We start from the raw sequence: 15010 nt of genomic DNA, 5'->3' as shown, positions 1-15010 counted from the left end.
GACCAATATATTCAGGAAAACAATTTGGTAGCATTGAAAAATTTCGGCAATAATATTTCGTCAGATATATACACCTATATATCCTACTGGTATTCGATGGGGCAGGCAATAAATGAAAATTGGCAAAAATTTTATTTAACAAATTTAAAGTTTTATCTCCTTGCTATTAATAAACAGGCTCTCTTAAATGGTTTATATATGCACAGTTCAAAGATATTAGCCATAGGGATTTTATTAAATATTGATCGGGAAGAGTTTAAAAAAATATCAGAACGCTATGTTGAAGAAGGTTATGAAGATTTTGTTTTAGACGGTTTGGTGCATTTAAAATATGACCCACACCCCATATCAAATACGCTGCAGTTTCCGGATGAAACCTATATTCAGAAATTATCGGCAATATTAAAATCAACCTCGAAGCAGGAAGCAGAAGCGATTGTAAAAAATACTTTAGAAAACCATTTCTATACAAGAGAAACCCTTCAAGGTTCCTATGAAAGTCATAAAACAAAATTCTATGCCGGCTATTGGGCTTGGGAATTAGCGGCTTTAGTAAAGGTAATGGGACTTGATGACAGCAGTTTTGAAGATAATGCTTATTATCCTTACGATTTGGTTCATTGGGTGCCAGGTATTACAAATGTATCGTTGCATAGTTAACACATTGATTCCTATTACATATAATTTGTAATTTTAATTCTGAATAGGGTTTATTTACGATTTGCTTTTTCGTTGAAAAGCAAAATATATAATAATCGCAATAATAGACATTAAAATGGACCCTAGAAAAAATGGTGCTCCTGAAAATTCAAATGGCGCATTATCATGTGTAAAATAATAGAATAAATTCGTCATAATCGGAGGGCCTATAATAGAAGTAGTACTCACTAAACTTGCTAATGCTCCTTGTAGTTCACCCTGTTCATTTGAAGGCACATTTTTACTGATTATTGATTGTAGTGCAGGTCCACAGATTCCTCCTAAAGAATATGGGATGAGAAAAAGAAACATCATCCACCCTTTATGAGTAAATGCAAATAACATTAAACCCAGAGCATAGAATAATAACCCAAAATATACACTCTTGTGTTCTCCTAATTTTGGGGTTGTCCATCTTATCAGAACTCCTTGAACTAATCCAATCAATAAGCCAAGTAAACCAAGCGACAAGCCTACAGTTCGCTCTGTCCAATTGAATTTATACATGGTAAAGAAATGCCAGTTGCTCTGTACAGCATGAAGAGCGACATAGACCAAAATTAAAGCAACGACAAGGCTTGATATTTTTGATTGTTTTCTCAAAAAATTAAATGTTCCGATGGGATTTGCCCGTTTCCAGTTAAATGACCTACGTTTATCTTTTTCTAAACTTTCTGGCAGTATAAGCAGCCCATAAAGAAAATTCGCCATGCATAGCATAGCAGCAGCATAAAAGGGAACTCTTGCTCCATAATGTCCAAGCAAACCACCGATTACCGGGCCTATGATAAATCCTAATCCAAAAGCTGCACCTATTAAGCCGAAATTTTTGGTTCTATCTTCATCGGTGGATATGTCAGCAATATATGCACTAGCTGTTGAAATGCTAGCCCCAGTAAGTCCAGCAATGATTCTTCCAAAAAATAACCAACCAATGGAGGGCGCAATTGCTAATAGTATATAGTCAATGGCAAATCCAAAAAGAGACATTAAAATAATTGGGCGTCTTCCATATTTATCACTGAGATTACCCACTATAGGTGCAAATATAAATTGTGTAATAGCATAAGCGAAGCCGAGCCAACCTCCATATTTTGCAGCTTCGCTAAGATCACTATGGATAAGTTCTCCAATAAGTTTCGGAACCACGGGAAGTATAATTCCCCAACCTGTAATATCAATCACCAATGTGATAAATATAAATCCAATGGCTGCTTTTTTCCCTGTTTTTTTCATGCTGTAAAATTATACAGAGATAAATAGAGGGGTATTGACAATTTAATGGTGTTTACATACAATCTGAAAGCTAATGTGTTCAGCGACCTGTAAATAGTGTAGATACCTAACTGAATATAATTTAATATTCGTTTCTGTAGGTTTTTGGCGACACACCTACAATTCTTTTAAAGTATCTGCAAAAGACACTTGTTTCTTCAAAATGAAGCTCATTGCTAATTTCTTTAATTGATAAGGCAGAAGATTTTAATAATGTTTTGGCATGCAGAGTTGTGATATGATCAATCCACTGTAATACAGATTTTCCAGTTTTCTGTTTTAGGAAAGTAGAAAGATATTGCGGTGTCAAATGTAATTTTTTAGCATAAAACGAAACGTTTCTTTGTTGATTAGAATGCTTTGAAATTAGTTGATAAAAATCGTCAATAATCTCATGTGTACGGTTCTTTACTAAGCTTTTGTTTTTCGGTAAATTAGAATATATTTCAGAAATCATACTAATCAGAACCATAACGAGATGGCGGAGCATTTGCGTCTTATTGGAACTCGGGTTTTTATGATAGAATTTTTGTATAAGTGTCAATAATTCATTTTGGAGCTTTATGTCTTCGGGTTGAAGTCTGATAATTGGTTGCCATCTAATTTGATTATTCATTACAAACTCACGTAGAATCGGAAATTCTGTAATAAAATCTAATGAAAGACCAATTGTCAATATTTCTGCATCTTCACTCAATGACTTTGTGTCGATCATCAATTGCGGTTGTAAAACAGCAATATCACCCGAGTTTATTTCATACTCTAAAAAGTGGATTTGCGATTTCATAGATCCTTGTACCATGAATCCTAATAATAAACCATCAAATAGGCGACTATGACTTGTATATTTCTTCTTTTGGTCATTTTGTTGACTGAGAATCACTATCCCTTCCGTCTTTTTTGAAGGATCAAGATTGTACAATTTATAGACGTTATCCAAGGTTATAAATAGAGCCATGGTCAAATGTCGGAAAAAAAGCGTGTCTACAGCAAATCCTAATGAGGTGCTGCTTTACTCTTAAGGAAAATTCAGCTTCAATACTATTCTTATCCCGGCACAACAAATACCAATCGTTGGGTTATCATCATCATGTTTTACAGACTATCTACTGCCGACGGATAAAAATTAAGCTTACCAGCATATTCAGGTATAAATGATGTGTTTTTAATCCTAACGATACCACTTGCCCGATAGTTAGGGGTCTTATAAATAGAAGCAAATATAATGTTATTCACGCGTGGCTCTTAATATGCAACCAATTAAAAACAACTCTTATCTTATGAAAAGAACAATTTACCTTTGGCTGGTATGTACACTGGCCTTTGCATGTGTAAAATCAGAGGACGGTATGAGCCAAGAAAAACTTGAAGCCATCCGGGCCACCAAAACGGGTGGTGAAACTAAACGTCTGATGATGAAAAACGAATACATCGACGTTGATCTCGAAAAACTAAACAAAGAGATAAACGACCACAGCAAGACCAAATATCAGAAGCCCGAATTGGCTAAAGCAAGGGCAGTTTTGTATCGTTTTTATAATCACGTTCGGCTTGAAGGCGATCAATACGTATGTTCGCTGAAATCAGCTGATGAAATAAATATCTCCGATAAATTCTTCAAGTATTTAATGGATGGCCAGAAAAAAGGAAATGAGGAAATCAAAAAGATGAAAGCCAAAGATCCAAATATGGAATTACCACAAATAACGCCGGAGTATCTGCAGGCTTTACTACAATAGTTTATTAACAGTCAATTTAGTTGAAAGAAAAGAAGCTGTCCTCCAAATAAAGCGAAGTAGCTTCTTTTTTTATGAGCAGCTAAAGATTATGTACAAGGATTTCAATTATTTAAAAGGTTAAATGGATAGGAAAAAGATATAATTGGTTCTAACACTGGTTATTGGTGTTGCTTTAGGGTTTGTAAATGCATATTTGTGTATAAAAGACCCATTAAACAAAAGGTTGCATTACCCAAGCCCGTTTATAGTTACCCCTGGAATCATTGCGATGGTATTCTTTAGAAACTTAAGTGTAAGATTCTTAGTGTTGGATTTGTTTAATGTTATCTTGATTTTTTTATTATCTTTTGTGTTAAAGTACCTGTCTGTTTTTATTGTTTTAAAATCTTTAATTTCAGTACGCATTTCTGGACAGACAACTAGTTAATCAATGGAACTAAAAGATATCATAACAAACTCTGAAAAAATCTGTGCTTTTATTGAGAGCGATTTTACTTACATGCAACGCCCAGACAACCTTAGATTAATTGTTAATAACCATTATTTAGTAATTTTAAACTATAACATGGGCTTAAAAGCTAATAAGGTTTATACTTTGTTTGATGCACCCATAAGAAATTTAAATGCTCTTAGAAGTGGATCTGAATATTGCCTGTATTTAAAGGTTCCTTTCAGTAAGAATTTGTTTAATACCCTTATTTCATTGTTCGGTATACCAGATAATGCAACAATTCAGCATGTAAGTGAATTAGATTTTGACTCCTTGTTTTGGCTAAGAAATAAAACGTATGAAATTGGACTTACACCTAGTTTTGATGGTACAAATGATACTATTCTTCTATTTACAACCTTTGATTACGATGCACTTATCAATAGAGATTCCATTCAATGAATGGCTAGCATCAAAAGTTAGCCGTGAATTTTATAATTCGTTCAATGTAAAAACCATTCCTAAGATGTTTTAAGCAGTTCTTAAAAGTGGATTGCAAATGCGAAATATGAGTTATATAAATTGACTTTATCCTGGAGTTGGACAGACGTTTCTGGCCGGGTACGCCTGTAAATATGGTGTGGGAAACAATGGGGTGGTCGTAGCGGTCGGTTAATCTGTACCAGTATTTGAATACCCGGGATGGGAATTTAGGGCTGGTTACGGTCTGGATTTCTAAATGTAGCATAAAGAGTTCCTGTTTTCCGGTGCGAAGGTATATTTTGGCGAGCATGTCTGCGTTTCTGGTTCCGCCTTTTTTATTCCGGTCTGGGGAGATCTCTAGCAGTTCTTTATCATGAAGCTAATGGGTTTTTCGAGATCAAAGATTTGATCTGCGTCTTTGTAAAGAAAGCGCAGCATGTCGCAGAAATAATCTTCAAATGCACTTTTGAAAAAGATGTCGTTCTTTTTCTGGATTGGTTTTTTATCTTTTTTCTGCGCTGGTCTATTGGTCCGTTTTTCTGCTGCTCTCATTTATGCTAATGTAGACGTGATACTTCTAAATAATCACAAAACATTTCGAAAATATATTTATTAAGGAGAATTATTAGTGTGGGCTTAGTCTAGGCGAGGAAGGTTGGGGGAGAAATATGTTTTCTGATCGAGCTGAGCCTTACAGGCTCTGAGGCTTGCTCATGAAAACATATTTTTCCTGGTTGCAGACCGGAGGGGGTGGTGAAAGGAAGTTCTTAATAATTCATCTTCAAAATATGACGGTAATATTGATTCGATTATACATAACGTAGGCAATGATTAAAGTCTAGCCAATTAGATGCAAATTCAGTATATTATCTATTCTTTTATTTTGAAATCACTTGGAGACTAGTTTATTGTACGCTTCTATTTGGTATTCGGTGATAGAGCATTTTTGTTAAAACTTACCGATTTGATCTTTAATTCCATAACCAGGGTGATCGCCTAACAAAGTATTTTTGCTATCTTAGAATATGCTCTCGGTCTCAGTAAAATATCAAAAGGTTTAAAGGACAATGATTAATAAATATTTACATAAACCAATTGTTGGTTTATGTAAATATTTATTAATATTGGGCTGAAAATTTCATGGCGATAGAATATAGTGCCCTTTCTGATGCTGAATTGACTGCTTTTTTAAAGCTGAATGATCATGTTGCGTTTTCAGAGATCTACCAGCGGTATTGGAAAAAGTTATTGCTCGTTTCCTGGAATCATTGTAAGGATAAAGCCGTAACAGAAGACCTTCTTCATGAGGTGTTTTTAAATTTATGGGAGCGGAGAGGGGAAGAATTGGATATTCACAACTTGTCTGCATTTCTGGCTACTTCTGTTAAATTCAGCATTTTTAAATATTATCAGCGCCAGAACAGAAGAGTTTTACTCGCTAAACAAAATTATTATACTCCTGAATGTACAAATGACGAGGAGCTGTTGGATGCCTTGTTCCTTAAGGAATATATTGATGGTATTGTAGAGACCATGCCAGAGAAATGCAGATTGGTCTTTATATACAGCAGGGAAAAAGGTATGAAGAATGCGCAGATCGCGGAAGAATTGCAGATCAGTGAAAAAGGCGTTGAGGCTAACCTGACCCGGGCTTTAAAAATTATTCGCAGCAATTTAAAGGATTCTGGGGTGCTGATTCTTATGGCTCAGCATATATATCGGGATTTTTTCTGATTTTTTTAATCTTGCATGTAGGGTTCTGATCCTTTCATGGTACTCCCCATATTGATAATCAGTTAAGCAATGGAACCATCCAGAATAAACGTATTGATCCAAAAGTATAAAGAAGGGGTTGCAAGCCATTCGGAAAGGGAAGAGCTAATGGGCTGGTACCAGGAGATTGCTTATAGAGATGCGGAATTTCCGGGAGACGAACAGCAGACAGGTGAAAGGGTATGGAGCCGGTTAAAACAAAGTATGGGTTACTCCGTAAAAAAATCAAATTATAAAAAATGGTTTACTGCAGCGGCGGCTGTTTTATTTATTGTAGCGGGCAGTTTATATTACATGGGACGCGATGGAAAATCTAATCAACAAGATATTGTGCCGGGTATAAACAAAGCCTATCTTATTATGGGAAATGGCAAGAGAATTTCTTTGAACGATGTTTCCAATGGATCTATAGCAACAGAAGCCGGAGTTGAGATCTCTAAAACAGCAGATGGACAAATTGTTTATAAAATTCATGCTGAGAACGCCGTTAACAGCAATTTACTTAACCGGATTGAAACTCCCCGCGGTGGCCAGTACCAGGTAGAATTACCTGATGGCACCAAGGTTTGGCTCAATGCGGCATCGGTTTTACAATACCCTGTTCGTTTTGCTTTGAAGGGAGACCGTAGTGTAGAACTGGAAGGAGAGGCATATTTCGAAGTTGCAAAAGACGCAACTCACCCCTTTAAGGTGAAAAGTACAGGGCAGTTGGTAGAGGTATTGGGTACGCACTTTAACATCAGCAGCTACGCAGAGGAAGGAAAAACGATAACAACGTTGCTGGAGGGCAGTATTGAATTGAATCAGCACGTCATCCTTAAGCCGAATGAGCAGACTACACTTTTAAACGGTCAGATCAGTTTAATCAGCGTAGATGCGATGGAGGCGATTGCCTGGAAACAAGGGCTTTTCGTTTTTGACGGAGATACACTTGAGGAGGTAATGAAAAAAATCTCCAGATGGTACAATGTAGAGACGGTCTTTGAAGATACCGCTCTGAAGTCGAAAAAGTTTAGTGGTCGTGTTTCACGTTCTTTAAACCTGTCTAAGGTCCTGGAAAAACTGGAAATTGTTGGAGGGGTAAAATTTGATGTCAGTAAGAGTACCATTATTGTGAAAAATAACAACAGATAAACTAAACCAAACAAACATGAAACCAAGAAAAAAATCGGCACCGGAATAATAGACAATATGGATCTGGAAAAGGAACCGGGAAAGCTCGAAACAATCCCGGCTGATTGTCCAGGTACATTTTAACTGCGCAAACAATTAATTATTGATTCCACCCAAACAACTCAAATGTATAAAATTTCTACAAATTTTAGATGCAGGAATATGTCCTGCATAAAGAAAATATTGATGATCATGAAATTAACCACACTGGTGCTTTTTGCGGCAATACTCCATGTAAGTGCAGCTTCTTTAGCGCAAAAGGTTACGTTAAAACGAAATCATATTCCAATAAAGGAAGTCTTCAGAGAAATTGAAAAGCAAACAGGTTATAATATCTTATGGCAAACGGGGCAGTTCAATCCGGCCGCCTATATCAATGTGAATTTTAATGGAGCTTCATTAGAGCAGGTCATGCGGCAGTGCCTTCCAGCAAGGGAGTTTGATTTTGTGATCCGGGACCAAACCATTGCCATTGTTTCCAGAAATAACGCTAAACTACTGGATAAAATTACAAGCTATTTCAAAAGGATTGATGTAAGAGCTAAGGTAACAGATAAAGATGGAAGACCGCTTAGTGGGGCAACGATATCGGTTAAACATGGTGAAAAAGTAGTCACTGCAGATCTTCAGGGTAATTTTACACTGATAAATGTAGATGCGGATGAGCTTGTATCCATCTCTTATATTGGTTTTCAGAGCCGGGAGTTTAAAGCCTCTGCTTTGTCTGTGCTACCAGTAGTGATCCTTCAGGAAAATCAAACCAGTTTAAATGAGATTGCTGTTGTTTCTACCGGTTACCAGACTTTAAAGAAATCGCAGCTCACTGGTGCCTATTCTACCATTAACCGGGATACCTATCTGCAAACCGTGCCGGTAAATGGAAATATAGTAGCTAATATGGAAGGGCGGTTGCCAGGGCTTATCTTAAACCTGAATCAGTCCAGGAACAGCTGGGCCGATCCTAACAATACTAGTCCTTTTACCATCAGAGGAGTTTCTACTTTTCAGGCGATTAAAAAACCCTTGATTGTGCTGAACGGATATCCTACTGAAATTGATATCGAATCGATCAATCCATACGACATAGAAAGCATTACAATTTTGAAGGACGCGGCTTCGGCAGCCATTTATGGGGTACGGGCTTCTAATGGTGTGGTGGTCATCAATACTAAAAAAGGTACTGCTGGCAAACCTGTTCTTCATTTTACAACTGCACTGACGCTAAAACCCAAACCGGATTACAATAAACTGAATTTGTTAAAAGGCAAAGATTATATCGATTTTGAAAAGGCTTCGGCGTTGAACGATATCGTAAACCAAGGGCTGAGTAAAGAATATATAGATCAGGTCAATGGAACTTATACACCCGTTTTTAGCATTACGGATGATTTATACAACAATAAAATTACTGCTGCTGAGGCAGAGCAAGCTTATAATGAACTGGCGGCCTATGATAATACAGAAGACTATAAGAAGATTTTTCTCCAGAATCAATTGTTGCAGACCTATAACTTTAATGTTGGCGGTGGTAACGCAGGAGCCAATTATTTCTTTGGTCTGAACCAACAGGACAACAGGGGATCGGAGAAGTTCTCTGATTTTAATAAAACCAATATTAATTTTAGGGGCGCTTTTGACCTTTCTAAAAGGATAAGCCTGGATATACAGACCGTATATACCAATAGCAACAGCAACCAGGTAGCTACTCCCGATTATATGGCTTTTAGGCCATACCAACATTTCCTGGATGTTAATGGAAATGCTTTGCCATCTTATTTTGCCCCCATGAATTACAATTTTTTTGGCTTTGGCGACAGTTATGGTACCATTAGTTCTGCAGGGAACCAGGAAAATATTGCTATGGGCTTGTATGATGAGATGTATTATCCTTATAAAGAGATGTTTGAGTCTTCAAATAAATCCAGGAGCGATTTGTACCGTGCGCAGGGAAATTTGAAGGTGAATATTTTAAGCGGGCTAAACCTGGAAGTTGGCGGTGTATACGAAAGACAGATAGATAAAATGGTAAGTATAGCATCAGAAAATGCCTATGAGACGCGGATTATGCTCAATTATTTTGCTAAAATGGATCCTGTTACCGGTAACCCGATTTTTGGTATTCCACAGGGAGGAGTCAATAAAACACAAGACAACAGCCTTACTTCATATACCCTAAGGGCACAGCTCACTTACAACAAATTGTTGAAAGATAAACATGATGTTTCTTTTCTAGCCGGAGCGGAGAGACGGCAGATGGGTAATAGTGGTAAGCTATCTACCCAATTTGGATATAACGGCAATACTTTATCCATTAAGCCAGTTGATTTAGCCTTGTTGGGCAATTTTAATTACTATCCCGACTTTATCGGCAATATTGTATCTGGTGTAGGAGGTTATGTTGGAGATCAGACGCAGTTTTCTCAATATTTTAATGAAACCAGTATAGAAGATCGGTTTTTATCTTACTATGTTAACGGAGCTTATACCTATAACCAGAAGTATACGGTAACGGGAAGTTTAAGAATTGACCAGTCTAATCTTTTTGGTATGGATGCTAAGTTTCGTTACACGCCTTTATGGTCAACAGGTCTTTCCTGGAATTTGCGTCATGAAGATTTTATGAAAAATCTGAATTGGCTGGATGAATTAAAGCTACGTACGGCAGCGGGTTATAATGGGAATATAAAAAAGGGAAGTGGCCCTTTTAATTTGCTTCAAAGCAGCATCAACAGTTATGTACCTAATCCGGTGGTTGGATATGCTGTTCTGGCGCCCAGAAATAATGCGCTGAGATGGGAGAAAACCTTCAATTTCAATGCCGGCGTTGACTTTTCTATTATGGGTAGTCGTGTATCGGGAGCTTTTGATTATTATATAAAGCGGGGGGAGGATATCTTTTCACAGATTGCCTCTGATCCCACCCTTGGCTTTAATAATTTGCTAACCAATAATGCTTCTGTTGAAAATAAGGGTATTGATCTGAGCATTTCGACTTTGAATGTGCAGAGAGGAAGTTTTTTTTGGAGAACCCAGTTAACGGGGTCCTTTAACAGCAGTAAGGTATTGAAGGTTAAGAATACGTATAGTGGTTTTTTCAATTTCACCAGGGCTGGTGGGGCAGAAAATATTGAAGGGCATCCGATGAATTCGGTTCTTGCCTTAGATTATGCCGGATTGGATGCAAACGGACAACCGCAGGTGAGAGACCAGAATGGAAATTTGGTCGTGCTGAGTTTTTCGCCACAGGTAGATGTGCCTTTAAGTGCCTTGAAGTTTGTTGGTGTAAATGACCCGAAATATGCTTTGGGATTTAACAATCAGTTTGGTTTTGGTGATTTTAGTTTATCTGTGCTGATGATGTATTATGGAGGAAATGTGGCTTTGATCCAGCCTCCCAGCATTTTTGATCAGAGACCGGTGAATGGGGCTCAAAACTTCTGGAAAAATCAGGGAGATGAAAAAACAACCAATATTCCCGGTTTTGGTGGGGCCTATGGAACGCCTGGATATATAGACACCAGAGCAGGGTATCAGTACGGGATGCAGTTTGTTCGTAAAATGGATTATATCGCGGTGCGGGATGTGACACTTACCTACAATTTGAAAAATAAACTGGCCCGTGCGCTGGGTTTACAGCAAACAAAATTGATTTTTCAGGTACAAAACCCATATAAGTACGTGTTTAGTGGAAATGATATTGATCCGGAGACTTTAAACTATGTGTCGGGGCAAAGGGGCTTGCCTGTTGTACCTGCTTATACATTTTCTCTGTCTACGAGTTTTTAATTTTAAAATTCAACAAAATACAAACAGCATGAAATCAATGAAATTATTATATACGTTAGCCATTCCGGTGGTGTTTATGTTATCCTGTAAAAAGTTTCTGGATATCAAACCGAAGGGGGTTATTATTGCAGAGACGGTCAATGACTATGAGGGTATATTAAATGCTGATGGAATTGTGAATCCATTTGGCTTAAATGTACCTGTTATATATCCAACGGATGATTTGGCGGATCAGAGTTTTTCCACTCAAAGTTTAACATCTCCGAAAGGAAATCTTTATTTCTGGGTGGAATATATTAACAATTCGACGGTCCGACCGGATTTGTGGGCGGATATGTACAACCGTATTGCAAATTTAAACGTGGTTACTGAGGGGGTGCTTTCTGCTACTGATGGTACGCCACAACAAAAGAAACAGTTGTATGCGGAGGCAGTGACAGATAAGGTTTTTAACTATTTTCACCTGCTTTCTTTCTTTTCTCCGGCTTTTGATCCTGCAACTGCAGGAAGCAATTATGGTGTTCCCTATATAATAAGTACGGATGTGAGCCAGCCTTTGCCGGTAAGGCCGTCTTTGCAGGTTTCCTATGCCAGTATGATCAATGATTTGACTTCGGTACTTGGAGATCTTCCAGTAAGCAACATCAACAATACCAGGGCCACTAAAAATGTGGCTTATGGAATGCTGACGCGTATTTATATGAGTATGGGCGATTATACGAATGCTCTAAAATATGCCAATCTGGTTTTAAATTCAGGAAAAGCAGTACTGCTGGATTATAATGATTATATCGGGACATCTTTACCAGCTACCAATAGCAGTCCGGAAGAATTATGGGTAAGGTATGGAGGTAACCTGACCTTCAGGTATTCTAATGAATTGCTTTCGAAATATGATCTGGATGCTGATCTCCGGATTAAATTTCTGGCAACCAAGAAGGAGGATGGCTCTTATAATTATGGCTCTTTGCAATCGTATAATCCAAATCGTGGGCTAACCTACGCTGAGATCTATCTGGATAAAGCGGAATGTTTGGCCAGGGCAGGAGACATAGCGGGTGCGCTGGAAATTGTGAATCAGGATATCAGGACAAAAAGGTTTGCGCCAGATAATTATGTTCCGCTCAAGGCCAGCACCACTGAGGAGGCTATCGCCGCTGTACTCCTGGAGAGAAGAAGGGAACTGGCTTTTAAAGGTTTGCGCTGGAGTGACATGAAGCGCCTGGACAAGGAGGGTAGAATGCCTGCTGTGCAGCGGATTGGAAAAGATGGGGTTACGGTGCTCAGTATACTTAAACCGGGGAGCTCAAATTATACTTTCCAGATTCCTTTGGCCGTGCAGAGCTTTAATCCAACTATGCCATTGAATAAAAGATAAACAGTTATAATCTATAATTAAAAATGAATATGAAAACCATTAAAATGAAATGGACAGGGCTTGTTATAGCCTGTTTTTTACCTGCCTTTGGTATGGCCCAACAGTATTTTACCTTATCTGGTAAGATTGGAAAGTTGAATGCCCCTGCTAAAATTTACCTGACTTATTATGATCAAAAAGCAAATACGGCGGTCAAACATACCATTTCGCTAAAGAATGGAGCATTTTATTTTAAGGGAGTTACAGTGAAACAACCGCTTTCGCTGGAGCTTGTTTTAAGCCACGATGGGAGCAGTAAAGCCGAGTTAATGAATCGTTCCTGGAAAATAGATGAGACTTTAGATCATATGGATAAGCTAAATATTTATGTGGAAAATGGTTCTAACGTGTTGAATTCAAAAGATTCCCTTGGAAAGGCTGTGATTGCGCCTTCTAAAATTGAGCTGGAAAGAAGGGCGTTCAATACTTTTGTGAAGCTTCAGAAAGATAAAATGACTGGCTTGAATAACGAATGGATAAAGCTCTCGAAGACCAGGAGCGCTGGTGTGTATGTTGATGATACTAAATTTCTGAATACATTAAATGCTTTATTTAATGCTGAAGCGGAATATGCTAAACAATGTGTGCTTTTCTCGGAGAAAAATCCTTCTAAATTTTATGCTGGGATAGCGTTAAGGCAGGTGTTTGTTGGGGCTGACCGTTTTGGCAGAATGGAGGATGAAAAGCTGTACAGAGATATGGGAATGATAAAAATTGCTTATAATAAGCTTGGTGAAGGAGTGAAGAAAACGGGCTCGGCTCAAACGGTGAAGTACTATTTGGAGGAAATAGAGAGGAAAAAAATAAATATAAAGGCTGCAAATTTTGTTCAGAACACGGCTGATGGAAAACCTGTATCTCTAAACGATTTTAAAGGTAAATATGTATTTGTTGATTTCTGGGCCTCCTGGTGCGGCCCCTGCAGAGGTGAAAATCCTAACGTGCTGCGTGCGTATAACAGGTATAAATCTGCTGGTTTGGAGGTTCTGGGCGTATCATTTGATGATAAGAAAGAGGCTTGGATCAAAGCTGTGGAGGAAGATGGCATGCCCTGGACGCAGATCAGCGCTTTGAATGGATTTGAAAATGAAGCAGCTAAGATTTATAATATTCAGGGTATTCCCTCCAGTTTACTGATTAATCCAGAGGGAGAGATTATTGCTTATGATCTTAGAGGCGAAAATCTGGAAAAGAAACTGGCAGAGATTTTTAAAATGTAGAAGCATACAGGTATTAAGGAAAAAACCTGCACTTCTTTTCCAACTGGACTTACAGGCCCTGGGTGTGAAAAGATGTGCAGGTTTTTTGGGAGGAGTGTCTGGGATGTTGATATATAAGAGGGTGATGAATTACCAGCGTTATAAATTCTATAAAATCCTATTGCTTTATCATTCTTCTTAAATGATTCACTTACTGACCCTTTAAATCCATCTTTACATTGATTTTTATAAAACCAATATTCCCTTCTTTAATTGTGCAGATTTCGTTTTCTTAGCGATAGTTAATAAACTTTTCTGCCTCTGATAACCGGCCTCTAAAAATGATCTTTCGATTTTTGTCTAATAAAACAGTAGTTGGACAAGTTTTTACACCAAATGCCTCTGCTTTTTTGTTGCTTTCCAATATCAAACAACGAAAGCTGTAGCCTTTTTGCTTTAGAAGATCAAATGCTTCATTTGTTTTGTCGTCCTTAACTGGTAGGTTTAAAGCTATAATTTTATTTTTATTAATCTCTCCAGCTTTATTGTCGAGGATATCACCCAACAGAACATAACCTTTTGTTACAACGAAAGTTACCGTTAGGAATAATAAGAAGGGGAAGACCCATCTATATATTCCTTTTAACTTCAAATACAGGTAAAAGGAGAGTGCTCCCAGTATATGCGAAAGCATATCTGGTAAAGTAAACAGGCTGCTATTAAAAGAAATAATCCTAATAGGGAGTTGTATTAAACAAATCCCTGTTAAAATGTATTCAAGCTATAACGTCTATAGATACTTTCTTAGAAAACAGATGAGAGCAGATGGCCATATACGAAAGATAGGCCAGGTAGCTCACAGCTGTAGATGTATTCAGGTTCACATATCCTCTAAGTGGTGAAATCAAAACCTGTAAAAGCTCGGAAAACAATAATTGTGATAGCTATCCTTTTTTAAAATATCGCGCTCCATCTGTGTTTCACGCAATTCTTTCTTCACTAACGCCAGCTCTTGCTCAGCTGCGCTGAGTAGGAC

The 15010-nt window shown here is 37.8% G+C and carries 12 protein-coding genes; 8 read left to right on the top strand and 4 right to left on the bottom strand.

Features of this window, described 5'->3' with window-relative positions; translation table 11 throughout:
* Window positions 1–660: PoNe immunity protein domain-containing protein (locus DBR11_RS19975; RefSeq protein WP_108554386.1), on the top strand; the 660-nt coding region annotated here is incomplete at its 5' end.
* A 54-nt stretch (window positions 661–714) separates the two neighbouring features.
* On the opposite strand, the gene DBR11_RS19970 is transcribed toward DBR11_RS19975, so the two are convergent.
* Both DBR11_RS19970 and DBR11_RS19965 read right to left on the bottom strand, forming a co-directional pair.
* A complete protein-coding gene (locus DBR11_RS19970; protein WP_108554385.1) occupies window positions 715–1935 on the bottom strand; it encodes a TCR/Tet family MFS transporter in 1221 nt (406 codons plus the stop codon).
* A gap of 121 nt (window positions 1936–2056) precedes the next feature.
* Complete coding sequence (locus DBR11_RS19965; RefSeq protein WP_108554384.1) at window positions 2057–2932, bottom strand: AraC family transcriptional regulator; 876 nt, start codon at window positions 2930–2932, stop codon at window positions 2057–2059.
* A 322-nt stretch (window positions 2933–3254) separates the two neighbouring features.
* On the opposite strand from DBR11_RS19965, the gene DBR11_RS19955 reads away from it, so the two are divergent.
* Window positions 3255–3713 carry a hypothetical protein gene (locus DBR11_RS19955; RefSeq protein ID WP_108554383.1) on the top strand — a complete coding sequence of 153 codons (459 nt, stop codon included), beginning with the start codon at window positions 3255–3257 and terminating at the stop codon, window positions 3711–3713.
* Between the two features lie 430 nt (window positions 3714–4143).
* Window positions 4144–4605 carry a hypothetical protein gene (locus DBR11_RS19950; RefSeq protein ID WP_108554382.1) on the top strand — a complete coding sequence of 154 codons (462 nt, stop codon included), beginning with the start codon at window positions 4144–4146 and terminating at the stop codon, window positions 4603–4605.
* Between the two features lie 378 nt (window positions 4606–4983).
* Here DBR11_RS19950 and DBR11_RS19945 read toward each other — a convergent pair whose 3' ends face one another.
* Window positions 4984–5178 carry a hypothetical protein gene (locus DBR11_RS19945; protein WP_108554381.1) on the bottom strand — a complete coding sequence of 65 codons (195 nt, stop codon included), beginning with the start codon at window positions 5176–5178 and terminating at the stop codon, window positions 4984–4986.
* 588 nt (window positions 5179–5766) lie between these two features.
* Here DBR11_RS19945 and DBR11_RS19940 point away from each other — a divergent pair.
* The 5 genes from DBR11_RS19940 (at window position 5767) to DBR11_RS19920 (ending at window position 13995) form a co-directional block, all read left to right on the top strand.
* The gene (locus DBR11_RS19940; protein ID WP_108554380.1) at window positions 5767–6360 is read left to right on the top strand and encodes a sigma-70 family RNA polymerase sigma factor; all 594 of its coding nucleotides are present in this window, start codon (window positions 5767–5769) and stop codon (window positions 6358–6360) included.
* A 69-nt stretch (window positions 6361–6429) separates the two neighbouring features.
* Complete coding sequence (locus tag DBR11_RS19935) at window positions 6430–7533, top strand: FecR family protein (protein WP_108554379.1); 1104 nt, start codon at window positions 6430–6432, stop codon at window positions 7531–7533.
* Window positions 7534–7764: 231 nt separating this feature from the next.
* Complete coding sequence (locus DBR11_RS19930; RefSeq protein WP_158275338.1) at window positions 7765–11358, top strand: SusC/RagA family TonB-linked outer membrane protein; 3594 nt, start codon at window positions 7765–7767, stop codon at window positions 11356–11358.
* Window positions 11359–11395: 37 nt separating this feature from the next.
* Entirely contained in the window at window positions 11396–12736 is a 1341-nt protein-coding gene (locus DBR11_RS19925; RefSeq protein ID WP_233260838.1) for a RagB/SusD family nutrient uptake outer membrane protein, read from the top strand.
* 29 nt (window positions 12737–12765) lie between these two features.
* The gene (locus DBR11_RS19920) at window positions 12766–13995 is read left to right on the top strand and encodes a TlpA disulfide reductase family protein (protein WP_158275336.1); all 1230 of its coding nucleotides are present in this window, start codon (window positions 12766–12768) and stop codon (window positions 13993–13995) included.
* A gap of 271 nt (window positions 13996–14266) precedes the next feature.
* Here the strand turns inward: DBR11_RS19920 and DBR11_RS19910 are convergent, their stop codons facing one another.
* Window positions 14267–14626 (bottom strand): hypothetical protein, encoded by a 360-nt coding sequence (locus DBR11_RS19910; RefSeq protein ID WP_146186598.1) that lies wholly within the window; start codon window positions 14624–14626, stop codon window positions 14267–14269.
* Between the last annotated feature and the right edge of the window lie 384 nt (window positions 14627–15010).

This window comes from Pedobacter sp. HMWF019 (assembly GCF_003061025.1).
Taxonomy (GTDB): domain Bacteria; phylum Bacteroidota; class Bacteroidia; order Sphingobacteriales; family Sphingobacteriaceae; genus Pedobacter.
This window is presented reverse-complemented; position numbering and strand designations above follow the sequence as displayed.

Coding starts and splice junctions, on each gene's coding strand:
- DBR11_RS19930 (WP_158275338.1), top strand. CDS start 7,765: ATGAAATTAACCACACTGGTGCTTTTTGCGGCAATACTCCATGTAAGT.
- DBR11_RS19935 (WP_108554379.1), top strand. CDS start 6,430: ATGGAACCATCCAGAATAAACGTATTGATCCAAAAGTATAAAGAAGGG.
- DBR11_RS19945 (WP_108554381.1), bottom strand. CDS start 5,178: ATGAGAGCAGCAGAAAAACGGACCAATAGACCAGCGCAGAAAAAAGAT.
- DBR11_RS19940 (WP_108554380.1), top strand. CDS start 5,767: ATGGCGATAGAATATAGTGCCCTTTCTGATGCTGAATTGACTGCTTTT.
- DBR11_RS19965 (WP_108554384.1), bottom strand. CDS start 2,932: ATGGCTCTATTTATAACCTTGGATAACGTCTATAAATTGTACAATCTT.
- DBR11_RS19925 (WP_233260838.1), top strand. CDS start 11,396: ATGAAATTATTATATACGTTAGCCATTCCGGTGGTGTTTATGTTATCC.
- DBR11_RS19970 (WP_108554385.1), bottom strand. CDS start 1,935: ATGAAAAAAACAGGGAAAAAAGCAGCCATTGGATTTATATTTATCACA.
- DBR11_RS19955 (WP_108554383.1), top strand. CDS start 3,255: ATGAAAAGAACAATTTACCTTTGGCTGGTATGTACACTGGCCTTTGCA.
- DBR11_RS19950 (WP_108554382.1), top strand. CDS start 4,144: ATGGAACTAAAAGATATCATAACAAACTCTGAAAAAATCTGTGCTTTT.
- DBR11_RS19920 (WP_158275336.1), top strand. CDS start 12,766: ATGAAAACCATTAAAATGAAATGGACAGGGCTTGTTATAGCCTGTTTT.